Origin of the sequence: Bifidobacterium oedipodis (assembly GCF_012932425.1) — a bacterium.
GTDB classification, from domain to species: Bacteria; Actinomycetota; Actinomycetes; order Actinomycetales; family Bifidobacteriaceae; genus Bifidobacterium; species Bifidobacterium oedipodis.
In genome coordinates this window covers 17807-38338 of record NZ_JAAIII010000007.1, presented here as the reverse complement: position 1 = coordinate 38338, position 20532 = coordinate 17807, and the positions used below count along the sequence as shown (strand labels likewise).

Genomic DNA, 20532 nt, shown 5'->3' with positions numbered 1-20532 from the left:
TTTACCTATCCTAGCCCTACCACATCAACATCAGGGCAGCATTCATGCACTGTCCCATCCAGGCCGAATGGATGCATCACTCTTCTGTGAACAATGCCACTTCGCCTTCATCGTATGCCCTCAACAGTTTCTTTAACAGGAATGTCGTGAAATATGGAGTAGTAAACAGCATGTCGCTGCTGCCGATATTGCCAGCACTGAGTTTGATGCCGAACTGAATATCCGGATAGGAATCTGACGTAATCAGCGTGCGCATCGACTTGGCAGTGCCTTTTTTGGATTTCACTTCGACCGGTACCAAATTGTTGCGGGTACGCACAAAAAAATCCTCCTCAAGTGTGGAGTTTTCCCGCTTGTAGTAATACAGATCGTAACCCGCCTTGTGCAACGCTTCTCCAACAATACTTTCGAACAATGCGCCCTTATACACTCCCAAATTGCGGTTAGCACGCAGGTCATCGCTGGCCTCATCGTCCAACATCGATACGAACAGCCCTGTGTCGGCGAAGTATATCTTGTACTTGTTCTCGTCGTAATTGCCCTTCAACGGCAGCTCGGGGAATGACAAGCAACGGCAGACATTCACCATGCCCGCTGATTCCAGCCATTCCACACACCCACGATAATCCTTGAATCGGGCACCGCTGGATACTTTGCTGATCTGGAATTTCTTGTTTTCCTTAGCCAACTGCACGGGAATATGCCTGAATACATTGAGGATTCGAGCCTGATCCAAGCCTTCAGCATACTTCTGAATATCTTCCCGATAATCTGCCACCAACTGCCGTTGAAGCTGCAAAGTGCCCTCGAACGTGCCGCTTTCGATATATGAAGCGACAACCTCCGGCATGCCACCCAGCGTGCAGTAATCCATGAACAGATTGCTATACACATTCATTTCAAGCTCGCTAAACGGCTGCAATCGCACCAAGTGCTGGAAAATGGCATCCGCCGCGTCGTCGCCATACCCCTTTGCCCACAGGAATTCCTCAAAATCCAGCGAAGACATTTCCACGTCTGTTTTGTAGCCGACGCTGTTACTTTCAATCGTCCGGTAGTTGATGCCCAGCATCGATCCGCTGCAGATCACATCGAACCGCCCGTCCTGTTTAAAGAACTTCAGCGCAGTGGCAATGTCCGGATGATCCTGCAGTTCATCGAAGAAAATCAGCGTCTGACCAGGAATGAATTGCTTCGAGGGATCCAGCAGCGAGATATTCTTCACCACCTCGTCCACGCTATAGCCGCTAGAGGTGATAGCCGCATATCTTGGCTCTTCAGCAAAGTTAATCTCCACTACGCTCCGATAATGTTCCGCAGCAAAGCGACGGATCGTAGCGGTCTTCCCCACCTGACGTGGCCCCTTGACGATCAATGGTTTTCGCCCCTCGTCCGACTTCCACGCTTCCAGTGCCGCATCCATCTTTCGCTTGAGATACATGAGACCACCTCCATAAACCGTTGCAATTACTATGATTTTACACTTTTATGAGCGAGTTTTCGAGCAAAATTACAATTTCATGAGCGAGTTTTTGGAAAAATTCACACTTTTATGAGCGACTTTTAGGCCAGATTCACACTTTTATGAGGGAGTTTGCTTCAACGTGAGCCATCATTCCCCAAAATGGCACCTGCGTCGGCATCAACATCGGCATGAATCAACACATACAAAAAGCGGGGCTGCGGCATCCATTGGTAACAGATGCCGCAGCCCCGTTGGGCTGGTTCCCTAGTACCAGCTCCGATCAGGCCAGCGCGCTGGTTAGCAACGCAACCCGACAGACAGGCCAACCGACTAATCGGTCAGCGCGAACTGGGAGTTGTAGAGGCCCGCATAGAAACCGCCCTTGGCGAGCAGTTCCTCATGCGTGCCGCGTTCGATGATGTCGCCGTGGTTCATTACCAGAATCATGTCCGCGTTCTTGATGGTGCTCAGGCGGTGCGCGATCACGAAGCTTGTGCGCCCCACCGCCAGCTGGTCCATGGCCTTCTGAATGAGTTCCTCGGTGCGCGTGTCCACCGACGAGGTGGCTTCGTCGAGAATCAGAATCGGCGCATCCTGCACCATCGCGCGGGCGATGGTCAGCAGCTGCTTCTGCCCGGCGGATAGCGCGGTGTTGTCGTCAAGCACCGTATCGTAGCCGGCAGGCAGGGACGCGATGTAACGATGCAGTCCTACGGCCTTGCAGGCGTCGATGATCTGCTGATCGGTGACGCCGGGCTTGGCGTAGGCGATGTTCTCGCGCACAGTGCCGCGGAATACCCACGTATCCTGCAACACCATCGAGAACTGGTCGTGCACGTTCCAGCGGGGCACGGACTTGGTATCCACACCGTCGATGGCGATGGAGCCGCCCGAAATCTCGTAGAAGCGCATCAGCAGGTTCACCATCGTGGTCTTGCCGGCACCGGTCGGCCCCACGATGGCCACCTTGCTGCCGGAGGGCACGGTGGCGGAGAAATCGTGGATAATCGGCTTGTCTGGCTCATAGCCGAAGCTCACGTGGGTGAAGGTCACGTCGCCCTTCACCGGACGGGGATTACCCTGCGCATCGTAGCCCAGCAGTTCGGCTCGCTGGCTCGGAGCCATTGCCGAGACGCCAGTTCCAGCAGCGGTCTTAGTCCCAGCAGCATGAGCACCAGTTCCAGCGCCAGCAACAGCGGGCAGCAACTCCGCCTGCGTCGGCTCAGCCGCCATCTCCGGCTCTCCAAGGAATGCAAACACGCGCTCGGCCGCCGCGCCCGCACGTTGCAGATTCTGGAAGGCCATGGCGAACTGCTGCAACGGCTGGGTGAACAGTCGCACATACATCATGAACGCCACAATCACGCCGAAGCTGATGTCGCCGTTCATCGCACGCTGCGCGCCCACCACGCACACGGCCACGAAGCCGAGGTTGCCCACGAACATCATCAGCGGCTGCATAAGCGACGACAGGAACTGGCTCTTCCAGCCGGATTCGTAGAGGTTCTGATTGTATTCCTCGAAGCGACGAATCGAATCTTCCTCGCCTGAGTAGGCCTTGACGATGATGTGACCGCCGTACATCTCCTCAACGTGGCCGTTGACGTCGCCCAGCGCCACCTGCTGGCGCACGAAGTACTTCTGGGAGAACATCATGATGACCACCATCAGCACCATGCCCACCACCGAGCAGCCGATGGCCCACAGGCTCATCACCACGTCGTTGACGAACATCATGATCAACGCGCCCACGAACATCGTGATCGAGGTAATCAGCGAGCCAAGCGACTGGCCCAACGTCTGGCCGATGGCGTCCACATCGTTGGTGATGCGGCTCAGCACGTCGCCGTAGCTGACTTTGTCGAAGTATTTGAGCGGCAGCTTGTTGATTTTGAGGCTGATCGCCTCGCGCAGATCCTGGGCGTTGCGCTGGGTGATGGTGGCCATAATCCAGCTTTGCGCATAGTTGAGCACCGCATAGCCGGCGTACAGGGCGACGAGGGTCCACGCGACGGTGGATACCGCGCCCATGTCAATCGAGCCGATTACCGGCTTGCCATTGACCAACGCTGGCAAGCCTTTGGCGATCTCGTTGGTGATGTCCTTGAGCTTGTCCGGTCCGACGATCTGGCATACCGCGCCCAGCGCGCCACAAACAAGCGCGACGATAACGCCGGGAATCCATTTGCGGCAGAAGTCCAGAAGTTGCGACAGGGCTTTGCCGAGATCCGCTGGTTTTTCCACGGGCCCTTGCCCGCGTCCCATCCTAGGTGGCATTGATACGTTCCTTTCAGGCAGCCAGCTCGTCCTTGGAGAGCTGGGATTCGGCGATTTCGCGGTAGACGGGGCAGTTTTCGAGCAGTTCCTTGTGTGTGCCGTGCCCCACTACTTTGCCGTCGTCAAGTACGAGAATCTGATCGGCGTCCATGATGGTGCCGATGCGCTGGGCGACGATGAGTTTGGTTGCGCCCTGGCAATGTTTGGCGAGCGCCTCGCGCACCGCACGATCGGTGCGGAAGTCCAGCGCGGAGAAGGAATCGTCGAACACAATGATTTCAGGGTTACGGGCCACCGCGCGGGCGATGGAGAGGCGCTGCTTCTGCCCGCCGGACACGTTGGTGCCGCCTTGGGCAATGTGCGCGTCGATGCCGCCGGGCATCCTATCGACGAATTCGCTGGCTTGCGCCACTTCAACGGCCTGTTCGATGGCGGTGTGATCGGCGTCTGCTTCGCTGGTTGGATAAGCCACATTGCTGGCCACCGTGCCTTTGAACAGCACGGAGGTTTGCGGCACGTAGCCGATGCGGTCGCGCAGGGATTTAAGCGTGTAGTCACGCACGTCGCGGCCGTCGATCAGCACCTGGCCGTCGGTGGCGTCGTAGAAGCGCGGCACCAGGTTGATCAGTGTGGATTTGCCGGAACCGGTTGCGCCGATGAAGGCGATGGTTTGGCCAGGCTCGGCCTTGAAGCTCACGTGTTCGAGCATCGCTTCGCGCGAATCGGGGTAGGTGAAGCTGACGTTGCGGAATTCCACAGTGCCGCGATCACTCTCATCTGTCTGCCCAGCCCAATCGCCGTCTTTCACGGCGGGATCGGTGTCGAGAATTTCCAGCACACGCTTGGCGGAGACGTCGGCGCGCGGCCAGAGCACGAATACCATGCTCATGGTCAGGAAGCTCATAATCACCTGCACGGAGTAGCTGGAGAACACCACCATATTGCTGAACAGCGTGAGCTTGTCCATCGCATCGGCGGCGTTGATCAGCACGGCACCAATCCAGTAGACGGCAAGCATCAGGCCGTTCATCACGGTGTTCATCAGCGGCATCATCACGGCCATCGAGCGGTTGGTGAACAGCTGAGTATCGGTCAGGTCACGGTTCGCCTTGGAGAATTTGGCTTCCTGATAGTCCTCGGCGTTGTAGGCGCGCACCACCTTCAGGCCGGTGAGATTTTCACGAGCCACAAGGTTGATGTTGTCGGTCAGCGTCTGCATGGCCTTGAACTTCGGCATCACCAGAGCCATCAGGATGGCGACGGCCAGCAGCAGCACAACCACGGCGACGCCTGTGGCCAGGGTCCAGTCAAAGCCTTTGCCGGCGATCTTGCACACGGCCCACACAGCCATAATCGGCGATTTGACCAGCAGCATGACGCCCATGGTGATGAACATCTGAATCTGCGTGATGTCGTTGGTGGAGCGGGTGATCAGCGACGCGGTGGAGAAGCGGTTCAGTTCGGCGGGGCCGAAGCTTTCCACTTTGGCGAATTCCAGCGAACGCAGGCGACGGGTGAACGACGCGCCCACGCACGCCAGCAGGAAGCCGGTGACGATGGCCACCGCCACCGAGCCAAGGGATACGCCGAGCATCTTGCCGCCGGCGATCCAGATATCCTGCATTTTGCTGCCCGGGGTTTCCACCAATGTGGTGATTTCGCTCATGTATCCCGGCAACTCCAATTCGAACCAGATTTGCGCCACGATGGCCGCGAAGGCGACGATCAGTTGCGCCAGTTCGGTTTTGGAGAGGTAAGTGCAGATGCGTATCATCTATTTCCTCACATTATTTGATTACTTACAGTGTTAACTATTGGATACCGTAAACCTTAAAACAACCTGAGTACATGGCCCTTAGCCACGCCAAAATACCCTAACTTTCGGCATGCGAGCACTCACCTTTCGGCATGCCGAGCGGAGTCGAGGCATCTCAGCGCAATGTAACCGGCCTAAGCAGCCGAAGATTCACGCTTGGATTCGGCAGCAAAGGCCTGCGCCACCTGTTCGGCAGTCGGCCGCGGCTTGCCGGGCACGCAAATAGACATATACGTGGAGAACTCCCTCACCAGCTCTGTGAATTCGCGCGTACGGCGCTCCCCCATTTGACTGAATACCCAACGAATACAGTCCTTGGCCTCTTCCATCTCCTGATTGGCGACTTTCCGCCCTTCATCAGTCAAATCAATGCGCACATTACGTCGATCATCAGGGTCGACGGAGCGTAGAATCAGCCCCTTTTTCTCCAACGAGGCGAGCATGGTCGATACCCGCCCGCTGGTCACCCGCATCGCGGAAGCCATCTGGCTGGGAGCCATAGTGCCGTTGCGAACCAGTTGGCGCAGGGCGAACGGCTCGCCTTTGCTGGCACGGGCCACCGCATCGCGCATCTGCGATCGACGCTCCACCACGCTGACAATCAGCTCATCAAGCGCTTCTTGCTCGTATCCCATAACCACCTCATTCGCCGCACGCCGCAACCATCACTGCTATCAGCCAAATCAGCCTAAAAATTATCTTACAGTGTTATAATATTTATCCAAGCCGACAACATGCCGTCCACGAGCTGGACAGCACCAATATCGATCAGCATCGTTGCCATTACTGGAATTATCGCTCAATATCAGCATTTCCTATAACATTGCCCATTCATATTCGTAACAAATCCGACTACACTGTCAATAAGCGGCATCACAACCGTTGCGATGCCACATCCCGAGGAGGGGGTAGTCATGGGGGAACGTATCTGTTCAATCGCCGGTTGCGGCGAAATAGCTGAGGCACAGGGTTTGTGCACCAAACATTTCACTGCAGCGCTCACGCATGGTGTGTTTTTCGGGCGTAGGCGCTCGTTCAACGAACAGCATCCGGCACAGGCGACGCACCAATCCTGCGTTATCGCTCAGGCTTAATCGTCTCGTTACCAAGACGGCCGCAGACCAGTTCGGATTATTACCGAAGCCGGTCTGCGGCCGTTGTGCTGTATTGAGTTGTATTAGCTGTATTTACCTAATTCTGTAACCACGCGAGATTACGCGATTACGCATCTTCTGCGTTACTTCGAGCGCCCCAACGCATTCTTGAGGTCGCGGTTCTGGTAGCGTTCGTGCAGCACACAATAGCCGCCGAACACTGCCAGCCACGCGAGACCCAGCACAGCCGAACCACGTGTGTCATCGGCCAGGAACAGCGTGAAATAGACGAATGTGAAGAACGCGATGGCAATGGTGTTCAGCCACTTCCATGCCGGCATCACGAATCCGTCGGCGATGAAGTCGGCTGAGCGACGATAGCGGCGATGCGATAGCAGCGTGAGGATGTAGATAAACAGGAACACCGCCGAGCTGGCCGACGAGAACAGCACGAACGCGCTGGAGACCTGCGGGAAGGCGTTGATCAGCGGGGAGAAGAGGATCAGCGCGGCGGAGATGACGATTGCTCGCGCCGGAACCTTGCGACTGGACACCTGACCGATGCGCTGCAGCGCCGGCGAATCGGATTCCGCGGCAATCTGGTAGAGGTGACGTCCGGCCGAATACAGCAGCGAGTTCAGCGCCGAGGACGCGGCGGTGATCACCACGAAAAACACCAGCGCAGAGGCCCAGTTCAACCCGGCATACTGGAACACCATGATGAACGGGGAGGCGAAGGAGCCGTCCTTGTTTGCGCGGAATGTAGTCCACGGCACGATGCACATGATGGCCACCAGCGCGCCCACGTAGAAGATGAGCACGCGCACGATGATTTCGTTGATGGCCTTGGGCAGCACCTTTCTCGGATTTCGGGTTTCGGAGACGGTCACACCCACGAATTCCATCATTTCATAGGCGAAGAACACCATCTGGAAGCTCATAAGGAACGCCATCCAACCGTTGGGGGCGATTGAGAAGCCGGCAAAAAGATTGTCAAAGCCGGCGTGGCCCGCGGGACTGACGGCATCCGCGCCCTGGATTTGCACGGACGGATAGTGGTAGCCGATTACGATCATCACCACGGCGGTGGCGATCATAGCCACAATCAGCGTGATTTTAATCATCGAGAACCAGAATTCCACTTCACCGAACACTTTCACGGCGATAAGGTTCACACCGGTGAGCACCACGAGGAAGCACAGTTCGATCAGCCATTTCCAACGGCTCAGATCCATACCGAAGGTGTCGAAGAAGGTGACGAAATATTGTGAAACGGCTGTGATTTCGGTCATGCCGAGCAGCACCAGCGCAATCCAGTAGGTCCAGCCGGCGAATTTGCCCCATCCGCGGCCCAGGTATCGGCCGATGAAGTTGATGAAGGTGTGCTGGCTGGGATCGCGGTACATCATTTCGCCGATGGCGCGCATCAGGAAGAACATCACGACGCCGACCAGAATGTATACGAACACAATGCTCGGGCCGGTCAGTGAAATCGATTTGCCGGAACCTAGGAACAGGCCGGTGCCGATGGTGCCGCCGATGGCGATGAACTGCACGTGCCGGTTGGACAGCCCGCGCTCCATATCGTTGGATTGATCCAGACTCTCAACGGACTGTAAATTGCCGGAGGCATTGTTCTTGTCGCTCATAGGCGAACACCATATTGCATGTTTGTTAACCGACGCGGCACCGTCCCGTATACAGAGCGTAACGGCGCGATGCCTCAGGCCTTGTAGCCGAAGTCAGGGATGGCCTTCCAGCGATCGCGCAGGAAGTGGGCGGCCATCTTGGGCTGGCGGTCGCGGGTCAGGATGCCCTTGCGGTTGCCTTCCACACGCATCGGTCCTTGGATGGTGGAGAAGTCGGCGAAGTTCCACAGCTGTTCGCCGATAATCCAGTCGCGCTTGTCGAATTCGGCGTCGACACGGGCAAAGTATTCGCGCTGGTATTCCTCGGAGAACATCTCGCCGTGCGTGCCGTGAATACCTTCAACGGTGTCGGCGCCGTATTCGGTGAACATCACCGGCTTGCCGATTTCGTCCCAGAAGTCCAGTTCGACGTTCAGCGCATAGCAGGCGGCGTCAAGGTTGCCGGAGAGGTTGTACCAGCCGTAGTAGCGGTTGAGGCACACCACATCCATGGTGCGGGTGACCAGATCCTTGGTGTAGTCGTTCTGGCAGCACACCACGGTAGCCGGGCGGCCCTGCGGATCGACCTCATGCACCAGATCGCGCAGCGGGGTGAAGTACTTGAGCGCGTTCTCGCTTTTCTCGCCGCCCTGGTCATACCACGGCTCGTTGGCGATGGACCACATCACCACGCACGGATGGTTCTTGTCGCGGGCGATCATGTCGCGGATCACCTGGCTGTGGTGCTCGAACAGGGCCTTGTCCGTGTACTGCGGCCAGCTCATGCCCACGGCCGGAGTCTCGTCGATGATCACGATGCCCTCACGGTCGCACAGATCGTACATGTTCTCCGCGTACGGGTAGTGCGAGGTGCGGAAGGAGTTCGCGCCGAGCCAGTGGATTAGCGATACATCCTTGACGTTGAGCACCTGGTCGGTGCCGCGGCCGTGGAAGAAGCTGTCCTCGTGCTTGCCGAAGCCCTTGAAATAGAAGGGCTTGCCGTTGATAAGGAACTGACGGCCCTTGACCTCGATGGTGCGCACGCCGAAGGTCTGGCGGTATTCGTCGCCGACTTCCTCGCCGGCATCGGCGAGCGTGACGACGGCGGTGTACAGGTAGGCCGCGCCCGGGTTCCACAGGTGCGCCGCCGGGATTTCGATATCGCCTGCGGTTGCACCCGACGCCTCGGCTACAGTCGCACCGGAGGCGTCCACGATGCTCACATGCACATCGGCGGGCGCCGCACCCTCGCCGCCCAGGGTCACGTCATAGCCAATGACGGCCGGCTCGCCTTCGCCGCCAATAGATTTGGTGATGACGGCGATGTCGGCGATGTAGGACTTCGGCGTGATGTACAGCTCCACGTGGCGGTTGAGTCCGGCGAAGTTGAAGAAGTCGAAGTTCGGCATGTTCTGCGGCGTGTGTTCAAGCGCCCACTGCTTGCCCGCCTCCACCGAGGGGATGCCGGCGTTGTCGGAGCCGAAGAATGCCACATTGCCCTCGTTGCCCACCGGCAGTGTGGACTGGTTCACGCGGTTGTCGATGGCCACGGCGAGCAGGTTGCTGCCGGCTTTGAGCTTGTCGGTCACATCGAATTCGAAGGGCAGGAAGCCGCCCTTGTGGCTGCCGAGCTTTTCGCCGTTGAGGTAGACGTCCGCCGCGTGGGTGGCGGCGTCGAAGCGCAGCACGGCGCGGGAGTTCTTGAGCAGCGCGGCCGGCACTTCGACGGTGCGCTGGTAGACGACCCAACCGTAGTGTGCGCGCAGGTTGGTTTCGTCGTTCTGGTCGTTGTAGGAGCCAGGCACCGCCATCGGCATCGGCTCAGGCAGCGGGGCATCCGTCCATTCAGTCGGGTAATCGGTCGCACCGGCGGTGCGGAAATTCCATACGCCATCAAGGCTAACGACGGTACGGGCGGCATTGGTTTGTGGGTACAGCACTGTTATCCCTCACGTTCTCTAGTTATGATCAGAAACCATCATCAACGATCATTGTAGTGCATTATGACGATTATTGCACATCAGACATGCGCAGAATTAGTCATCATTTTCTACAAAACTCCCCTTTATCAGACTGCAAACAATCACTTTCAATCAAAGAAAAGCTCCAGCGCGCTGGGCGAGCATTGTCGTCGGCACGGCAAACCTCGCCCACTATTGCGCCAGATATCGCGACTATTCCACGGATTTCAGCGAGCTGACCGGATCGATCCTGTCAAGCACCGGATTAACGAACAACTGCACCAGCAGTGCAAACACCAGCGTGGCACCGGCTGCAATCAAGTAGCTCCACCAGTGCACCTCCACCTCGAAATAGATGCTGGGCATATTAAGCACTGCGGTAAGCAGCCCACCGATCCAGCGGCCAAGCGGCAAGCCTACGGCGATGCCCATGCCTGTCAGAATCATCATTTCCTTGTTCACATAGGTGTGCACTTCGCGGTCGAAGAAACCGAGCACCTTCAGCGTCGCCATCTCGCGCACACGCTCCGACACATTGGTGTTCGACAGGGTGAACAGCACCACCAGCGCCAGCGAGCCGGCGAGCGCCACAATCAGTCCGACCACTGCGCCCATCAGTTCGAAGGTGAAGCTGCGTTCCATATCGTCGCAGCTGACCGCGCTAAGCACGGCAGGATCGTGCGACAGTTCGTCGGAGTAGGCGATATTCGCGTCGGCGTCGCCATCCAGCGTGGCAAGCATGGCGTTGAGCGTCAGCGGCGCTTCGTTGCCGAACACCTGATCGTATAGCGCATTGCTGATGTAGATGTCGGAGCCGATGAGGTTACGGCTGACTGCCGCGACCTTTGCCTCGCCGTGGCGCATCTGCCCATCGGTGAGCGCCACAGTATCGCCGGCCTCCACGCCCATGGCTTTGGCCGCCGACTGGGAGACGATGATGCCGTCGTCGCCCAGCGTCACTGTCTCGCGTGAATCGGAGGCGTTGCGCAGGTTGATCATGGAGGCCAGATCGTCGGCACCACCTTCGGGCACGATCATCAGTTGGATGGTTTCGCTGCCACCGTCGGCTTCCATTTCGCCGCTTTCAATGCGAAGATCCATGGTGCGCTCGGTTTTGCCGTCGTCCTTCACCCGTTCGCGCATCTGGTCGGCGGTATCGTCGGAGGCGACCAGCATAAGGTCGTAATGGTAGATATCGTCGTATTGTTTGGCAGCCAGCGTATCCACCGAATCATTGATGGCCAGGCCGCATACGATCAGCGCGGTGCATCCGGCCACGCCGCCCACGGTCATAATCAGGCGTGATTTGAAGCGGAAAATGTTGCGTACGGTCACTTTGTTGAGGAAGCTGAGCCGTTTCCACAGCGGCGTGATGCGTTCGAGCAACACACGCGCACCCGCCTTGGGGGCTTTGGGTCGCATGAGTTCGGCAGGAGTTTGTTTGAGTTCGCCGGCGCAGGCCACGGCGGTGGCCGCGAGGATGCCGACCACAAACAATGCGATGCCGGCCGAGCCGGTGATCCAATCGTATTCGAGGCGAATATCGGGAATCACATACATGTCTTTGAGCACCAGCAGCAGGAAGGCCGGAATGCCAAGGAATCCGAGCAGCAGGCCGAGCGCGCCGCCGATCAGGCTGGCGAGCACGGCAAACAGCACATAGCGCGAGGCGATGGCGAGGCTGCCGTACCCGAGGCCTGTGTAGGTGCCGATCAGTCCGCGTTCCTCTTCAACCATGCGGGTCATACAGGTCAGGCTCATCAGCACGGCGACCAGCAGAAATACCACGGGGAAGGCGAGGCCTATTGATTCGATGGAGCTGACGTCGGATCCGAGCGAGCTGACACCGCCGATGCTGGAGCGGGTCTGCACATACCATTGTGCGCTGGCGATATCATCGATGGTCTGCTGCTGCTTGGCGAACTCGTCCTCCGCACTCTGCCGTTGCGCATCAAGTTCGGCTTGGGCCTCGTTCAGCTGCGCCGTACCGTCGTCCAACTTGCTTTGCGCTTCCTTCAGCTGGTTCAGGCCGTCTTCAAGCTGCTGTTTGCCGGACGCAAGCTGGGCGGACTGTGTTTCCAATTGCACGGCCTGGGCTTCCAAATCGCCGGCTTTGGCCTCCAGTTCGCTTGCCTGCTGGTTGAGCTGCGCCTCGCCGGCGGCGGCTTCCTGTTCCTTGGCGGTCAGCTGCGCGTTCTGTTCGTCAAGCTGGCTTTGCCCGGCGGTGATCTGATCCAAACTGGATTGCAGCTGCTCACGTTGCGTCTGCATTTGCGCAGCCGTATCCGCCACCTGCTGTTTGAGGTTTGCCAGGCCACTGCCCGGGGGCGAGGCTGGATCCGCGTGGATGCCGATCGCCTCCAGCAGGCGCACAATATTCGCCCACACGTTGAGGTCGATGGGATCGACGGTGGGCAGCCGATTGAGCATATCCTGCGCCTGCTGGGCGATGCCGAGCATCTGATCAACCTGCGCGATACCTTGGTTGACTTGCGCCAGGTTGCTGTTGAGCTGCTGTTGGGCGGCGTCCAGCTGTGTTCTGGCTGCCGTCAGTTGCGCCTTGCCGGAGTTCAGTTGCGCACGCGCTTCGGAGATTTGCTGGCGTCCTTGCGTGATTTGCAGGCGACCTGCGGAGATTTGGGCGCGCGCCGTGGCAATCTGGGTTTCGCCAGAACTGATTTCGCGCTGCTTGGCATCCAGCGTGGCCTGGTTGGAATCCAGTTCGGCTTGGTTTGATGCCAGTGTGGCGGATTGCTCGTCGATCTGCCGTTGCGCGTCATCCAGCTGTGCCAGTGCGTCGGTTTTGGCCTCGTCCAATGTTTCCTGGGCGCTGCTCACGATGCTTTGGCGCCGGGCCGATTGCCGGTCATCCTGCACGGTGTTTTCGATGCGGTCAGCCACCTGCTGCACTATGTCGTCGTAGGTGTCGGAAAAAGAGTCCTCGTCGACGCCACCATCGACGGTCAGGCTGATCGCGGTATATACGGTGCCTGTCACACCGTCGCTGGGTGCGAAGAAATAATAATCGGCGGTGGTGGGGCTACGGAAGGCTGCCGTGCTGTATCCGGTGGGATTGGTCAGATCCTTGGGATCGAGCACTTGTGCGGTGATGGTCAGTTCGGTGGGGAACGACGCGGCCTCTTCATCGGTCGTATCGGTGGTTTCGGACGCAGCGGCGTCCGATGCAGTGGCGTCTGGCGCGGTGGTTGCCGCGGCATCCGAAGCCTCCGCGTCAGCGGTATCCGAGGAGTCTCCGCTTGCCGACGTCTGGTCATCCTTCGGCGTCACGGTGATATGGTCGCCGATGCTCAGCCCCGAATCCAGCAGGAATTTTTCGGTAACGGCCACCTCGCCGGCCTCGTCGGGCATTTCGCCCTCCTGCACGTACGGCATATCCAAGCCCTCAACGCCGATCTCGGTCATGGTCACGCTTTTGTCGGTGCCGTTCACCTCAGTGGTGACGCTTTGCGTACGTTCGGGTTGCACCGTCTCGACACCTTTGACGCGTTTGAGCGCTGCCACATCATCATCGGTTAAGCCGTAGGTGGATAGCACCTGAATGTCATGCAGTCGCTGCGCATCATAGAAGCGGTCGGCCGCGCGGAACATGTCGCGGCAGCCGGCATAGATGCCGGTGAGCACGGCCACGCCCAGCATCGAGATGATGGCGATGGATAGGAACCTCTTCCACCCGCGCGCCCAGCAACGCATCATATCCTTGACGAACGCACCAGAGAGGCCCACAGCACCCCGCGAATGTTTCACACTACGTTTCACACCGTGTTTCACGACACGTTTCACAGCCATCGCACCCACCACCTACCATTCGATGTCGGCCACGGGCAGCGGATGGGCATTGTCGTCCTGGCTGACCACCTTGCCGGAACGGAAGCGGATCACACGATCGGCCATCGGCGCGATGGCCGAATTATGCGTGATGATCATCACCGTCATGCCTTCGGACCGGCTGATATCCTGCAGCAACTGCAGCACCTCCTTGCCAGTTTCGTAGTCGAGCGCGCCGGTCGGCTCATCGCAGAGCAGCAGTTTGGGCTTCTTGGCAATGGCGCGGGCTATGGAAACACGCTGCTGTTCGCCGCCACTCAGCTGCGCGGGGAAATTGTTCAGCCTATCCCCCAAACCCACTTTGTCTAGGGTTTCAGCAGGATCGAAATGATCCGGGCAAATCTGTGATGCAAGTTCCACATTCTCCAGCGCGGTGAGATTGGGCACCAGGTTATAGAACTGGAACACGAACCCGATATCGCTTCTGCGGTATGCAATGAGCTCACGATGCTTGAGCCCCGAAATATCGCGCCCGCCCACGCTTACCCGGCCGGACGTGGCGGTATCCATACCTCCCAGAATGTTCAGAGCCGTGGTTTTGCCTGCACCTGATTGGCCCAGAATAATGCTTAGCCGGCCCTCATCGGCCGTGAAGCTGGCCTCGTCCAACGCGCGAATCGCACTTTGACCCGACGCGTACTCCTTGACCACACAATCGAATTCGATATACGCCATGCCACACCGCCTTGTCTAACGACAATTCACTGATATAGTTTTAGTAAAACAACACAGTGTCGGTTTGGCAACCAACAGTTGGACTGCGGGTTGTCGGATTGCGGCGCAGCTGCCGCACCCCGCCACGAACGACACCACACAAGCTTCGCAATCCAACAATCATCACAACGCATATTCAAGGATCGGTTATGACTGCCAGAGAACTTACTGAAAGTCGACGTACGCGCACCACCCGGCGACTATTGCAGGACGCGCTCGTAGAACTACTTGCCGAACGTCCGCTGAACAAAATCTCAATCAAGGAACTGTGCATACGAGCCGACGTGAACCGTTCCACCTTTTACGCGCATTACACCAGCCTGGACGATCTGCTGCGTGATATCGAAGACAACACCATCAGCTGGGTAAGCGGGGCACTTGATCAACTGCTGGCGCAACCCGACACCGCCGGCATCGAACATGTGATCGCCAGCATCTGCCAGTACATCGCCGACAATCGCAGCCATCTGCAAGTGCTGATGAGCCCCAAAGCCGATTTGGGCTTTCAACAGCAGCTGCTCGGCCTGATTTACTCGCGCCGCTCCGTGGCGGAGCAGTTGCAATCCCAGAGCACCACTGACCCTGCCGAAGCCGAGATGCGCGTGCGGTTCGCCGTATCCGGCTCCATCGGCCTGCTGCAATACTGGCTCGCCACCGACCTTGAGGCCCCGGCCGAAACCATAGCCCGCACCATTTGCACCATGACGCTGCCCGCCACCACATAAATATGCCCGCAGCGTCCCGAACCTGGGAAAAATATGGTCCCTTCCCAGGTTCGGGACGCTGAAACGTGCTTGGCGTCCCAAAGTTGGGGAACAATACGGATTCTTCCCAAGTTTGAGACGCTGAATCCGAATCAGCGTCCCGAACCTGGGAAATGACCACAGCCACTATCACGATTCCAGAATCGCAACTCCCCAAGGAGCGAGAGCAAGCGCAGAGCCAGCTTCCACCGTGGCATCGTCATGCAACAGGTCGACGCCAGATTCGTGTACCGTCACCCGCTGCTCTTCGCTGGAATAGTTGAGAAAATAGGTGATCCGCTTGCCGAACTCATTCATGCCGCGGCGCACACGCACCGAAGTGCCGGCCAGTTCGCTAGCCCAATCGGTCACCCCGGCATGCTCGGCGGCCTCACGCAGTATTGGCTTAACGTCTTGTGCGGAAGTCATGGTGCCGACCCACTCGGCCGTTCCCTTCCCGAACGCATGGCGTGTAACAGCCGCATATGTGCCCCACGGCTGACTATAGGTAGCCAGCACCTCAGTGCCTTCAGCGGGCCTCAACAACTCCATGAACGCTTGGGCCTCGCACTGACGAGCACCTTCAATCCCCTCGGCGAAGCAGATTTCAGTGCCGTCCGGGTTGGTGAACTGGTTGTACGTCATACCGAACACATCGGTAAGGTTATGCGGCTGACGATCATGGTAGACCTGCACATGCTCGTCCGTGAAGAACGACTTGAACGTGGCCAGCACATGCCCGCCTTCTTCGACGTAGGCGCGAATGTTGGCGATTACCGACTCCGGCGCCACATATAAGGCCGGCACCAGCAGCAGTTTGTAGCCCCGCAAAGTATCCGGGTCAGCTGTCGCCGGCACGAAGTCGGCTTCGATATTCATATCGAACAGAGCATCGTACAACCAACGCATCACGTCGTTATAGGTGGTCAGACCGGAGACCTCTTCATCGTACGGGTGCGGATCGGGGAATCCCGTATCAATGGTGAAGCGCGTTAGCGCAGTCAACGCATCGTTGCTCACCATAATGGCCACCTTGTTCTGCTTCTTCAGATTGACCAGATGAGAGCCGATGTTCTCGATTTCACCGCCGAACACCGCAGCTTCTTCATAGGTGGGGTTCGGTTCGAAGTCGTGGCTCAGCAAGCCCTTCCAGTACGTTTCAAAGGAGTTGTGGATGGAGTGCCAATGCCAGTACATCACCGAATCAGCGCCGTTGGCCAGATGCGAGTAAGCCTGCAAACGCAACTGCCCTGGGTAGGGCAGCCATCCGTTTTGCCCCTGCGCCTGAGTCTCGATAAGCAGGAAGTTCTCACCACCTTTGAATGAACGGGTCAGATCGCCGCCCATGCCGATTTCGCGGCCGGTAAGATGCTTTTCGCCGGGGTGGTAGATATCGACGCCGGCAATGTCGAGATGCTTCGAGGTTTCGTAGTCATCGGCCCAAGGCTGCAGCCCATAGGAGTAGCCACGCCACTCGAGGTCGTAGTTCTGGGTGATCCACTGGTCGGGACGCGCATATTCGCGCACGATATCGGCCTGCCATCCGATGTAGTCGGTGACAAGTTTGCGGCGGAACTTGTCGAATGCAGCACCGAGCGAACCATTGATGGTGCCGGTGACATCAGGAAAATCATCCCATGAGTTGATGCGGTTGGACCAGTAGTCAAGACCATAGGCGGCGTTCAATGCACCAAGGTCATCATGGAACTGTTCGCGAATGTATTTGACGAACAGCTTCTGCACATTGTTGGATACGACGTCGTAATACTTGGTTTCATTGTCGACCTGATAGCCAATGACGGCCTTGTGTCCGGCGACGTGTGCGATTAGCTTGCGGATGGCTCGTTCGGCATAGTGCAGAAATGAGGCATCAGTGATATTCATGATCTGGCGGCCGCCGTAGATGGCTTTGCCCTTGTGTGTGGTTTCCAGTACGTCGGGATACATGTTGGATAGCCAGGAGGGGAAAGCGTAGGTGGGCGTACCGATAATCACGTCGATGCCGGCTGCACCCATGGCATCAAGCACGCGGTCAATGTGGGAGAAATCCCATACACCGGGCTGCGGTTCCATGGTGCTCCATGTGGATTCCGCGATACGCACCACATTGATGTGCGCGCGCTTCATCAGTTCGATGTCTTTGTCAAGACGATCAGTGGGCATGTATTCGTCGTAGTAGGCTGCGCCGAAGAGAATGTGATTGACAGGTGCGTTCATGAGGTTCCTTATAAACTAATACGCCGTCCGCAACAATGTCGCGAGGAGGAGAGACGTTGCGGACGGCGAAATCAAGACGGCGATAGGTACGGAAAATCAGTGCTTTTCGCGGATCAGCATGACCAGACCGGCACCGACCAATGCGATGATGGACAGGAACGGCAGAATCGGCATGTATTGTCCGCCGACGATCTGGAAGAGGATTGCTCCCGCGACGGGTGCAAGGATCTGCGCGCCAGTGTTGGCAAAGTTGAGGATGCCCAAATCCTTGGCAGCAGTCTGCGGGTTCGGCAGCACCTCAAGATTCAGCGCCTGATCGACCGAGAAGAAGATGCCTGCGCCAATGCCGGCGACCACGCCATACCACACCATGGATGCGGGCTGCTGGTAGACGAACGGGATGATCGTACCGATGGCGGTGAGCAGGGCGGAGAACGCGACAACCTTCTTACGGGTGCCGAGCTTGTCGGAGATCGGGCCGGAGATCGGCGCGAAGATGATGGCGGTGACCATGGTGGCCACACCCATCGCGGAGATATAGTTGCCTGCCGTGTCGGAATCCACGCCCATGCCGGAGGTGAGGTAGAACAGCTGATACACGGAGAACGCGGTAACGGCAATGTTGATCATCATCTTGCCGAACAAGGCGAGATACAGGTTGCGGGCACCCTTGGTCGGGAAGCTGAAGTGATCCTTGAATACGCCGGCGTCGAACTTGAGCTTGGGCATGCCGAGGCTGGACTTCTCGCGCATCAGCACAGCGGCGACCGGACCAGACAACAGCATCATGATGGCGAGGGCGTAGTAGCCGGTGTTGACGAGCGCAGGGTTGGCATCGCTCAGGAACCGGCCGCCGATAACGGGACCACCGTACTGGCCGATGATGTAACCGATGGCATACACGGACGAGATGAGACCACGATGCTTTGGCGCGGTACGGTCGGCGATGACGGCAATCAGCGGGGCGACAATCATGTTGATGAAGGTCTGGATACCGCACCACAGCAGGGTGAAGATCCACAGCTGGGAGCGATCGTTGACAGCACCGAGACCGACCATCACCAGCGCAGTAAGCACGGAACCCGCGAGAATCCACGGCGTACGGCGTCCCCAACGGGTGCGGGTGATGTCGGTGAGCGCACCAATGATCAAGGTGGTAATCGTCGAGACAATGGCACCGATGGTACCCAGCATGGCGATGTAGTTGTTAACTTCAGCACCTGCCCCGCCCATGATGTTGGCGAGCTTGGCCGGATTAAGAACGGAATTAAGGCCCATGAACGGGGCGAGCCACAGCAGCGCTCCCAGACCAGTGGCAACGCCGATGATAATCGGCGGTTTGGGTTGTTCTTCGTCAGTGACGCTGGCCGACCAAACGTCGGAGGCGGTTTCGTTCGACATAGAATCACTTCCTTGTGTGATTAACGGTTTTCTGACAGTCATCGAATGGCGGATAACCACCTGCCATTCTGACTCAACGTTGTGTCATGATTACGATAACACCAATTGGGTAATCGTTGAGTCATTCGGCGTGTCGCCAAACCACATAGGTATACGTTGCGCGCGTGCACTACACTGAGCAATCGCACACGTTCCGAAAGATCATCATGACTAAACGCATTACTCTGGCCGATGTGGCGGCTGATGCCGGCGTATCAGCAAAAACCGTCTCCGACGTCATCCATCATCGCGGCCGCATGCGCGAGGAAACGCGCGAACGAGTGCGCAACAGCATGCGCGCCCTCGGATACACCACCAATCTCGCCGCTCGCACGCTGCGCACCGGTTCTGCCAAACTCATAGGCCTGGCCATACCAAACTTCGCACAGCCCTTCAACGGCAACTACGCAGACATCGTTACCTCCTATGCATGGGCCAAAGGGTACCGGGTCTCCATCACCACCTACCACCGTCTGAGCCAAGGATTGCGCGAACTGAGCGCAGACGCCTACCGCTTCGGTGTGGATGGGTGGATTTTCCTTACCGATACTCCCATTCCCGCGCAGGACAATTTCCTGAACCAAGACCGTCCCGTGGTACTTACCGGCGACTACCTATCACACGGCGTCGCCGACACCATCATGTTCCCCAACGTAGAAGCGTCGCAAACCGCAACAACCCGACTGTTCGAACTTGGCTGCGAGCGCATCGGCTTTATCGGCGCCCCGGCCAACGCCGACAGCCTAGACGTCACCACGCAGCAGTTGGACGCTGCGCTTACTGCGCAGGAGGGCAATTCCGCGATGCGACTGCGCGGCCATCTCACAGCCCTGCTTCAACACAACAGGTCGCCACTCCCCTCACTGGTGGGTGCTTGCACACGACTTGATCGATCCGACGGCGAGAAAGCAACGCTCAGGCTACTTGATGCCGGAGCGCAATTCGATGCACTATTTTGCGCCAACGACGCAGTCGCCTTGGGCGCGATGTCCGCACTGACGTCGCGGGGGCTGCGTATCCCCGAGGATGTGCAGATCATAGGATTCGACAACACACCGGACGCAGCGTTCTCTAGTCCACGTCTGACCACTATCGATCCCTTTACCGAACAATACGCCCAGATGGCAGTTGACTGCCTTATCAGCCGGCTCGAAGGCGATGAAACCGCCCCAACCGTGCATATCACCGACTTCGCGCTGATCGAGCGAGACTCCACACGACACTGAACGGTTGCCCCTTCCCAGGTTCGGGACGCTGAAACGTGCCTGGCGGCCCAAACTTGGGAAACAATACGGATTCTTCCCAAATTTGGGACGCTTAATCAGGCTCAG

General features: G+C 57.9%; 12 protein-coding genes. 2 read left to right on the top strand and 10 right to left on the bottom strand.

The annotated features are described in order from the left end of the window. Positions 1 to 76: 76 nt before the first annotated feature. From G1C95_RS10505 to G1C95_RS10470, 8 genes are all read right to left on the bottom strand, one after another. On the bottom strand, positions 77 to 1441 hold the full coding sequence (locus G1C95_RS10505; protein ID WP_169172906.1) for an ATP-binding protein: 1365 nt from the start codon (positions 1439 to 1441) through the stop codon (positions 77 to 79). Between the two features lie 354 nt (positions 1442 to 1795). After that, complete coding sequence (locus G1C95_RS10500; protein WP_417852275.1) at positions 1796 to 3742, bottom strand: ABC transporter ATP-binding protein; 1947 nt, start codon at positions 3740 to 3742, stop codon at positions 1796 to 1798. A 13-nt stretch (positions 3743 to 3755) separates the two neighbouring features. Then, positions 3756 to 5516, bottom strand: coding sequence for an ABC transporter ATP-binding protein (locus tag G1C95_RS10495; protein WP_169172905.1), 1761 nt, complete (start codon positions 5514 to 5516; stop codon positions 3756 to 3758). A gap of 176 nt (positions 5517 to 5692) precedes the next feature. Then, positions 5693 to 6193, bottom strand: a complete 501-nt coding sequence (locus tag G1C95_RS10490; protein ID WP_169172904.1) for a MarR family winged helix-turn-helix transcriptional regulator — start codon at positions 6191 to 6193, stop codon at positions 5693 to 5695. Positions 6194 to 6795: 602 nt separating this feature from the next. Beyond that, positions 6796 to 8301, bottom strand: a complete 1506-nt coding sequence (locus G1C95_RS10485; protein ID WP_169172903.1) for an amino acid permease — start codon at positions 8299 to 8301, stop codon at positions 6796 to 6798. Positions 8302 to 8375: 74 nt separating this feature from the next. Next, entirely contained in the window at positions 8376 to 10220 is a 1845-nt protein-coding gene (gene uidA, locus G1C95_RS10480) for a beta-glucuronidase (protein WP_169172902.1), read from the bottom strand. A 234-nt stretch (positions 10221 to 10454) separates the two neighbouring features. Continuing rightward, positions 10455 to 14048: an FtsX-like permease family protein gene (locus G1C95_RS10475; protein ID WP_169172901.1), complete on the bottom strand. Its 3594-nt coding sequence runs from the start codon at positions 14046 to 14048 to the stop codon at positions 10455 to 10457. Between the two features lie 12 nt (positions 14049 to 14060). Next, entirely contained in the window at positions 14061 to 14762 is a 702-nt protein-coding gene (locus tag G1C95_RS10470) for an ABC transporter ATP-binding protein (protein ID WP_169172900.1), read from the bottom strand. A gap of 188 nt (positions 14763 to 14950) precedes the next feature. On the opposite strand from G1C95_RS10470, the gene G1C95_RS10465 reads away from it, so the two are divergent. After that, positions 14951 to 15526 carry a TetR/AcrR family transcriptional regulator gene (locus tag G1C95_RS10465; protein WP_169172899.1) on the top strand — a complete coding sequence of 192 codons (576 nt, stop codon included), beginning with the start codon at positions 14951 to 14953 and terminating at the stop codon, positions 15524 to 15526. A gap of 168 nt (positions 15527 to 15694) precedes the next feature. Here the strand turns inward: G1C95_RS10465 and G1C95_RS10460 are convergent, their stop codons facing one another. After that, complete coding sequence (locus tag G1C95_RS10460; protein WP_169172898.1) at positions 15695 to 17761, bottom strand: beta-galactosidase; 2067 nt, start codon at positions 17759 to 17761, stop codon at positions 15695 to 15697. A 96-nt stretch (positions 17762 to 17857) separates the two neighbouring features. After that, positions 17858 to 19162, bottom strand: a complete 1305-nt coding sequence (locus G1C95_RS10455; RefSeq protein ID WP_169172897.1) for an MFS transporter — start codon at positions 19160 to 19162, stop codon at positions 17858 to 17860. 206 nt (positions 19163 to 19368) lie between these two features. Here G1C95_RS10455 and G1C95_RS10450 point away from each other — a divergent pair, with 206 nt between their 5' ends. Then, positions 19369 to 20427: a LacI family DNA-binding transcriptional regulator gene (locus G1C95_RS10450; protein ID WP_169172896.1), complete on the top strand. Its 1059-nt coding sequence runs from the start codon at positions 19369 to 19371 to the stop codon at positions 20425 to 20427. Positions 20428 to 20532: the final 105 nt, after the last annotated feature.

Excerpts from the sequence above, each read along its gene's own strand:
- G1C95_RS10505 (WP_169172906.1), bottom strand. The coding sequence starts at position 1,441 with ATGTATCTCAAGCGAAAGATGGATGCGGCACTGGAAGCGTGGAAGTCG.
- G1C95_RS10500 (WP_417852275.1), bottom strand. The coding sequence starts at position 3,742 with ATGCCACCTAGGATGGGACGCGGGCAAGGGCCCGTGGAAAAACCAGCG.
- G1C95_RS10495 (WP_169172905.1), bottom strand. The coding sequence starts at position 5,516 with ATGATACGCATCTGCACTTACCTCTCCAAAACCGAACTGGCGCAACTG.
- G1C95_RS10490 (WP_169172904.1), bottom strand. The coding sequence starts at position 6,193 with ATGGGATACGAGCAAGAAGCGCTTGATGAGCTGATTGTCAGCGTGGTG.
- G1C95_RS10485 (WP_169172903.1), bottom strand. The coding sequence starts at position 8,301 with ATGAGCGACAAGAACAATGCCTCCGGCAATTTACAGTCCGTTGAGAGT.
- G1C95_RS10475 (WP_169172901.1), bottom strand. The coding sequence starts at position 14,048 with ATGGCTGTGAAACGTGTCGTGAAACACGGTGTGAAACGTAGTGTGAAA.
- G1C95_RS10470 (WP_169172900.1), bottom strand. The coding sequence starts at position 14,762 with ATGGCGTATATCGAATTCGATTGTGTGGTCAAGGAGTACGCGTCGGGT.
- G1C95_RS10465 (WP_169172899.1), top strand. The coding sequence starts at position 14,951 with ATGACTGCCAGAGAACTTACTGAAAGTCGACGTACGCGCACCACCCGG.
- G1C95_RS10460 (WP_169172898.1), bottom strand. The coding sequence starts at position 17,761 with ATGAACGCACCTGTCAATCACATTCTCTTCGGCGCAGCCTACTACGAC.
- G1C95_RS10455 (WP_169172897.1), bottom strand. The coding sequence starts at position 19,162 with ATGTCGAACGAAACCGCCTCCGACGTTTGGTCGGCCAGCGTCACTGAC.
- G1C95_RS10450 (WP_169172896.1), top strand. The coding sequence starts at position 19,369 with ATGACTAAACGCATTACTCTGGCCGATGTGGCGGCTGATGCCGGCGTA.